Here is a 6,140-nt window from a genome sequence, read left to right as displayed (position 1 = left end):
CAAGCTATTGTTACCAATCCTTTAATGTTTTTAGGACATCTTGCATAGATGGTTTTAGATGCAAATATGGACGCACTTCCTCATTACTAAGCCTTGTCCAAACTTTATCCACACCTATCATTCCTGACTTATCTATACTCCCATGTAATGTAAGCATATCGCCTTTTAAACGCACTCTGGCATAATAAATCTCACCATTATGAAAATCATATACCTTGCCACCCTCATATTTTTCCCCTTCTCCTTCCAAGCCATACACAAAAATCGTGCCTCTATCGTATCGATCTCGCAATGCAGGATTTTTGTTATTACTATCTTTTTTGGGTGGACTACCATCAACATTTGCAAAACCATAGGCATAATATTTACCATCTTTATAAAAAAACTCTACAATGGCTTGTCGCCCATCAGATCCTACATGTGTTTTATAAAACCCTGTTAATCCTTCTGCTGCATAACTCCAACCAAACATACACGCCATATATATGACTAACACAACACTATATATTCTCCACATATTAATCCTTAAAAGATACTTAGTCTTAAGCTAAAGTATATCAGAAATTGCTACAATAGTGCTTATAAAAACACTTATAAACAAGGATTATGCTTGAAAACAAGAGGCTTTACCCTTTTGTGTTGTCTATATATATGCTTCTCTAATGTGGCATTATGGGGAAAACGCACAGAGATTCGGTATGAAGACGATCTCAAGCCTCAAGAGGAAATCCTACAAGAAGTCCAAAAAACACACCAAAGCCTTCTTAATAAAGTTGCCGGTATTCCTGAACCAAAGCAAAAAGATCCACGATCAAAATTCTATCTTGGTTTAAGTGCAGGAATGACATATAATCCAAGGGGTGAGATTGGGTATATTATAGGCGCAGAAGCGGGGTATAATTTTGTCGTGCAAAAAGATAATTCCTTGCGCATTTTTTTGTTTTTTGATCGATTTGCCAATAACTTTGGCACGGACTTAAATATCAGTGCAAATACACCAAACCTTTTTCAAATCTATCGTATGGGAATCTCGGCAGAATACCGCGCATATGTCAATCCTTATTTTGGATTCAAAGCTAGGCTTGTGAGTTTTGGCATCAATGATGTCGCACGCACCTCACAAGTTGCCAACCCAACACTAAACCGAAGCAAAAAAGTAGGTTTTTTCCCCACCATAGGATTTGGACCGATCTTTAACTACAAATTTAATGAAATTTTTATCGGTCTTGATGCGCTAGATTATACGCTAGAGTATGGACCGACGATAAACTTCTTGCAATATTCTTTGCGTTTTTAAGGAGAATCTATGAATATCAAAGCATACTACACAAATGCAAAAGCCCTACTACAAGGGCATTTTTTATTAAGTAGTGGCAATCACTCTGCCTTTTATCTTCAATCAGCCAAAGTGCTAGAAAATCCAGCCATAGCACAGGAATTAGCCACAGCTCTTGCCCAACAAATCACAAAATATGGCATTCAGCTAGATTGTGTGTGCTCTCCTGCTCTTGGAGGAATCTTGGCTGGTTATGAGTTGGCTCGTGCGCTTGGGGTGAGATTTATCTTTACAGAACGCGTAGAGGGAAAGATGACATTACGCCGCGGTTTTGAGGTAAAAAAAAGTGAAAAAGTCCTTGTATGCGAAGATATTATCACCACAGGTGGTTCGGCTCTAGAATCTGCACAATGCCTAGAAGCCTTAGGGGCAAATATTGTAGCATTTGCAGGACTTGCTAATCGTGGATTCTGTCAAAGGGTAGGATCAAAGCTTGAGCGAAAAAGTGAAGCAAAACTTCCAGAATCTATTCCACTTTTTGCGTTAGAAGATTTTGTATTCGATATGTACGCACCACAAGATTGTCCATTATGCAAAGAAGGTGCACTACCTGCTATAAAGCCTGGTAGCAGAGGAAACTAGCGTGAAAAAACACACAAAACCTCGTTGGCGCACTACCAAACAAACTAAACACCATACTACAACCAAAGCCCAAAAAACACATAAAATGCCATTTTTTTTATGGGAGCGTATCATTGCATTTATTACGGATATGTTTATGATTAATATGCCTATTTTGTATATAGCATACTTTATCTTGGGATCCAAAGAGGCATTTTTGGGAAATCAAAGTGTGATTTTTGTTTGCGTGGTGAGTTTTGGGATTATTCTCTCGCTTTTTATTGCAACTAATGGGCAAACCCCCGGTTATCGGTATGTAGGTTTGCAACTTGTAGCACAAGATGAACAAAACCAAAAAGTTTCATTTGGGATAGCATTTTTGCGCTATATATTGTGGATTATTGGTATGGCAAGTATTATAGGCGTGTGTATTGCATATTTTCGACAAGATCGTAAAACATTTTACGATCTTGTATGCCATACGCAAATAATCCAAAAACCCACAGCCAAAAAACACTAACAGAATCTACAAAGGAAATAATATGGCATATTTGATAGAAAAACCTACAATCAAAGACATACCACAAATGCGTGCTTTGGTAAGCGATGAAGTAAGGCGTGGTGTCATTTTAGAACGCAGTGAAGATGAAATGGCAAATGCAATCAGATCTTATCATATCGTGCGTGATAATGGTGATATTGTGGGATTTTGTGCGCTATATGTGTATTCTTCAACCCTTGGAGAATTGCGATCACTTATTGTTAAAGAAAATCACAGAAACAAAGGCATAGCCAGTGCATTGATAGAATCTATCAAGCAAGAAGCTCGTGATTTGGGCTTACAAGAAGTTTTAGTCCTAACCTACAAAGAGAAGCTTTTTCAAAAGCTAGGATTTGTTATAATAGATAAAAAACTTTTACCAAACCACAAAATATGGGCGGATTGTATCAAATGCAAACACTTTCCAATATGCGACGAGATAGCTCTTATAGCCAAAGTTTAAAAAATATTCTTCTTTTGCTAGGACTCTTTGTGTATGAATGTCTAGCAAGTATGTTTGTGTATTTGCCTCCATTGCTTGGTGTGTTATTTTTGCTCTTTAGGTATTATGACCAAAAAGAGGATTTTTGGCAGTTTTGTATCATTATTGCCATTATGTTTGTTGTAGAAATCTTTTATGCTATGCCACTATGGCTCTTATTTGTCTTATTTGTGGTGTTGCACTATATAGTCATTGCGTGGCTTGCACACTTTAATGTAAAGCATGTCATACACATAGCGCAAGTCATACTTACATATGTTGGTGTGTATATAGCGCTTGTTTGCATAAGTTTTATCACTCACACTACATTGGATATCAATCCTATCGTGCTTGTATATTATTGTTTATTTGAAATCGTTTTGGTAAATATCTATGAATATACGATTTAAAATTACCATAGGCTTTTTTATCTTTGTGTGGCTTATTATCTTGTTACGCCTTTGGGTAATTACAAGCATCAACCATGAATACTACACAAAATATGCACAAAAAAATGCCACAAAAGTTGATGTGCTGATGCCTGCACGCGGACAGATTCTTGATAGGAATCATGAGCCTTTGGCTATTAATGAATTAGGGTTTGCTATTGCTATCACACCACGCCTAAAAAGCGCAACGCTCCAAGAACAAATCCAACTTCTCACACACTACTTTCCCTCTCTAGATTCTCAAAAACTCACAAAAACCTATACCAATGCCAACACCTCATATAATCACTCACCTATCGTTGTTGTAGATTTCTTGACATATCGTGAAATTCGACACTCTTATACATATCTCAAGCAAAGTCCTTATATTATCATCATACCAACAAGCAAGAGATTTTATCCCAACGAATACTCCGCTTCGCATATTGTCGGTTATGTGTCCAAAGCAAATCAAAAAGATATGACACAAAATCCACTCTCTTTTTATACGAAAATAATTGGCAAAATGGGTATAGAATCGCAATATAATGACTTCCTTCAAGGCGAACCAAGCTACAAAAAAACACAAATAAATGCCCTACATAGAGAAGTGAGAGTGCTAGAAGATCCAAAACCACTCATACAAAATAATCTCACGCTTACATTAGACCTCCGCCTCCAAGAACTTATCGATTCAGAATTCTCACAAAAAGAAGGTGCGGTAATCGTGCTTGATGTGCATAATGGTGAGATTCTCACGGCAGGAAGCTATCCGGAGTATAACCTTAATGATTTTATCGGAGGCATTAGCACACAAAAATGGCGCAGTCTCTTAGAAAATCCTCACTATCCGCTTGTCAATAAATTAATCGCAGGGCAATATCCACCAGGATCAGTTGTCAAAATGGCAATGGGCTTGGCATTTTTGGAGTTTGGTAATATCACAGAAAACACCACTATCGAAACGCCGTGTTTTATCGAGCTAGGAGGGAGAAAATATCGCGATTGGAAATGCGGGCATGGTAGTGCGGATTTATTTAAAGCCATTAAAAGCTCGGTGGATGTGTATTTTTATAAACTCTCTATGATTGTTGGGATTAGCAATATTTCTACGGTGCTTAGTCAAATGGGGTTTGGGAAAAAGACAGGAGTGGATATTCCGCATGAAAAATCTGGTGTAATTCCAACACCTGAATGGAAGCTTAAAGCAAGAGGTGAAAATTGGGTTATGGGAGATTTGATTAATACTTCTATCGGACAGGGATATTTTCTTGTTACACCGATGCAAGTTGCGCGCTATACTGCACTTATTGCTTCAGGAAAGCTTGTGACACCACATTTTGCTAAATCTTTCAATCAAACGCCCATACAATACCCAACAAAAGATATCTTAAGCGCTATCCAAAAACAAAAACTAGGAGTATTACGCAAAGGTATGTATCAAGTGTGTAATTCCGCTGATGGTGGGACAGCCTATTGGCGAACACGCGGAGCTAAAGTCCCTATTGCGTGTAAAACCGGCACGGCACAAGTTACTGGAATCCCTCAAGATATGAAAACAAGAATTAAAGAGCATGAAATGGAATATTTTGAGCGATCACACGCATGGATTACGGCATTTGTCCCATACAATAACCCTAAATACGCCATTACAATTATGCTAGAGCACGGCGGTAGTGGTGGAAGTGGTGGTCCAATACTTGTCAATATTGTCAATAAACTCTATGATTTAGGTTACATACGCTAAGGAGATAATATGGCACACATACTTGAAAGTAAAAATATCCTTATAACAGGAGGGACTGGCAGTTTTGGTAAAAAGTTTATTCAAACAATCCTCCAACGCTACAATCCCAAAAAAATCGTTGTCTATAGTCGCGATGAGCTCAAACAATATGAAATGGAACAAAGCATTAGCGATAAACGAATGCGATTTTTTATCGGTGATGTGCGTGACTACAGACGCCTAGAAACTGCGTTAAATGGCATAGATATATGTATCCATGCAGCTGCCCTAAAACATGTGCCTATCGCAGAATATAACCCTATGGAATGTATCAAAACCAATATCGATGGTGCAAGCAATGTCATCACCGCTGCCTTGCATAATAATGTAACCCATATCATAGCCCTTAGCACGGATAAAGCTGCAAACCCTATTAATCTTTATGGTGCGACTAAGCTTTGTTCTGACAAACTTTTTATCGCAGCAAATAATTTCAAAGGTAGCTCAAAGTCTAAATTTAGTGTGGTGCGCTATGGTAATGTTATGGGATCAAGAGGTTCTGTCATACCATTTTTTACCAAGCTTATAGAATCTGGCGCCAAAGAATTACCTATCACGGATATGCGTATGACACGATTTTTTATCACATTAAATTCTGGTGTGGATTTTGTGCTGCAAAGTCTAGATCGTATGCATGGTGGAGAAATTTTTGTGCCAAAAATCCCGAGTATGAAAATAGCCGACCTCGCGCACACTCTCGCACCGACGCTACCGCTTAAAGTTGTGGGCATACGCCCAGGCGAAAAGCTCCATGAAGTGATGATTCCAAAAGATGATGCGCGTTTATGTGTAGAGTTTGAAGATTTCTACACGCTTATGCCAACAATCAATTTTCAATCACCCATAGACTACACACGCACCGCAAATAATCTCTCTGGAAAACTTATCCAAGCAGAGTTTGAATACGCTAGTAATACTAACACACAATGGCTTAGCCAAAATGATTTGCAGCAATATTTACAGAGTCTCTAAAGCACAAAAATGTATAATACCCACAAACAACACAA

General features: G+C 38.1%; 8 protein-coding genes. 7 read left to right on the top strand and 1 reads right to left on the bottom strand.

Going from position 1 to position 6,140, the window contains the following annotated elements:
- Positions 1-10: 10 nt before the first annotated feature.
- The gene (locus C6H22_RS05130; protein ID WP_233707050.1) at positions 11-517 is read right to left on the bottom strand and encodes a DUF2147 domain-containing protein; all 507 of its coding nucleotides are present in this window, start codon (positions 515-517) and stop codon (positions 11-13) included.
- A gap of 93 nt (positions 518-610) precedes the next feature.
- Between C6H22_RS05130 and C6H22_RS05125 the strand changes: the two genes are divergently transcribed.
- Genes C6H22_RS05125 through pseB form a run of 7 tightly spaced genes read left to right on the top strand, consistent with a single transcriptional unit; the run spans position 611 to position 6,105 of the window.
- Entirely contained in the window at positions 611-1,297 is a 687-nt protein-coding gene (locus C6H22_RS05125; protein WP_104694260.1) for a hypothetical protein, read from the top strand.
- A gap of 9 nt (positions 1,298-1,306) precedes the next feature.
- Entirely contained in the window at positions 1,307-1,918 is a 612-nt protein-coding gene (pyrE, locus tag C6H22_RS05120) for an orotate phosphoribosyltransferase (RefSeq protein WP_104694259.1), read from the top strand.
- 1 nt (position 1,919) lies between these two features.
- Positions 1,920-2,417, top strand: a complete 498-nt coding sequence (locus tag C6H22_RS05115) for an RDD family protein (protein ID WP_104694258.1) — start codon at positions 1,920-1,922, stop codon at positions 2,415-2,417.
- 22 nt (positions 2,418-2,439) lie between these two features.
- Positions 2,440-2,901 carry an N-acetyltransferase gene (locus C6H22_RS05110; RefSeq protein WP_104694257.1) on the top strand — a complete coding sequence of 154 codons (462 nt, stop codon included), beginning with the start codon at positions 2,440-2,442 and terminating at the stop codon, positions 2,899-2,901.
- Positions 2,850-3,329, top strand: coding sequence for a hypothetical protein (locus C6H22_RS05105; protein ID WP_158654626.1), 480 nt, complete (start codon positions 2,850-2,852; stop codon positions 3,327-3,329). The genes C6H22_RS05110 and C6H22_RS05105 overlap by 52 nt, the downstream gene beginning before the upstream one ends.
- Positions 3,313-5,094, top strand: a complete 1,782-nt coding sequence (gene mrdA, locus C6H22_RS05100) for a penicillin-binding protein 2 (protein WP_104694255.1) — start codon at positions 3,313-3,315, stop codon at positions 5,092-5,094. Before C6H22_RS05105 ends, mrdA begins: the two co-directional genes overlap by 17 nt.
- Positions 5,095-5,112: 18 nt before the next feature.
- Positions 5,113-6,105: a UDP-N-acetylglucosamine 4,6-dehydratase (inverting) gene (pseB, locus tag C6H22_RS05095; protein WP_199769808.1), complete on the top strand. Its 993-nt coding sequence runs from the start codon at positions 5,113-5,115 to the stop codon at positions 6,103-6,105.
- Positions 6,106-6,140: the final 35 nt, after the last annotated feature.

Origin of the sequence: Helicobacter equorum (assembly GCF_900198655.1) — a bacterium.
In the GTDB taxonomy this organism is placed as follows: Bacteria; Campylobacterota; Campylobacteria; order Campylobacterales; family Helicobacteraceae; genus Helicobacter_F; species Helicobacter_F equorum.
The sequence above is the reverse complement of the archived record's forward strand: the minus strand, read 5'-3'. Positions and strand labels throughout refer to the sequence as shown.

What these genes read in the sequence shown, in the direction of transcription:
- C6H22_RS05130 (WP_233707050.1), bottom strand. Translation starts at nt 517, where the DNA reads ATGTGGAGAATATATAGTGTTGTGTTAGTCATATATATGGCGTGTATG.
- pyrE (WP_104694259.1), top strand. Translation starts at nt 1,307, where the DNA reads ATGAATATCAAAGCATACTACACAAATGCAAAAGCCCTACTACAAGGG.
- C6H22_RS05110 (WP_104694257.1), top strand. Translation starts at nt 2,440, where the DNA reads ATGGCATATTTGATAGAAAAACCTACAATCAAAGACATACCACAAATG.
- C6H22_RS05105 (WP_158654626.1), top strand. Translation starts at nt 2,850, where the DNA reads ATGCAAACACTTTCCAATATGCGACGAGATAGCTCTTATAGCCAAAGT.
- mrdA (WP_104694255.1), top strand. Translation starts at nt 3,313, where the DNA reads ATGAATATACGATTTAAAATTACCATAGGCTTTTTTATCTTTGTGTGG.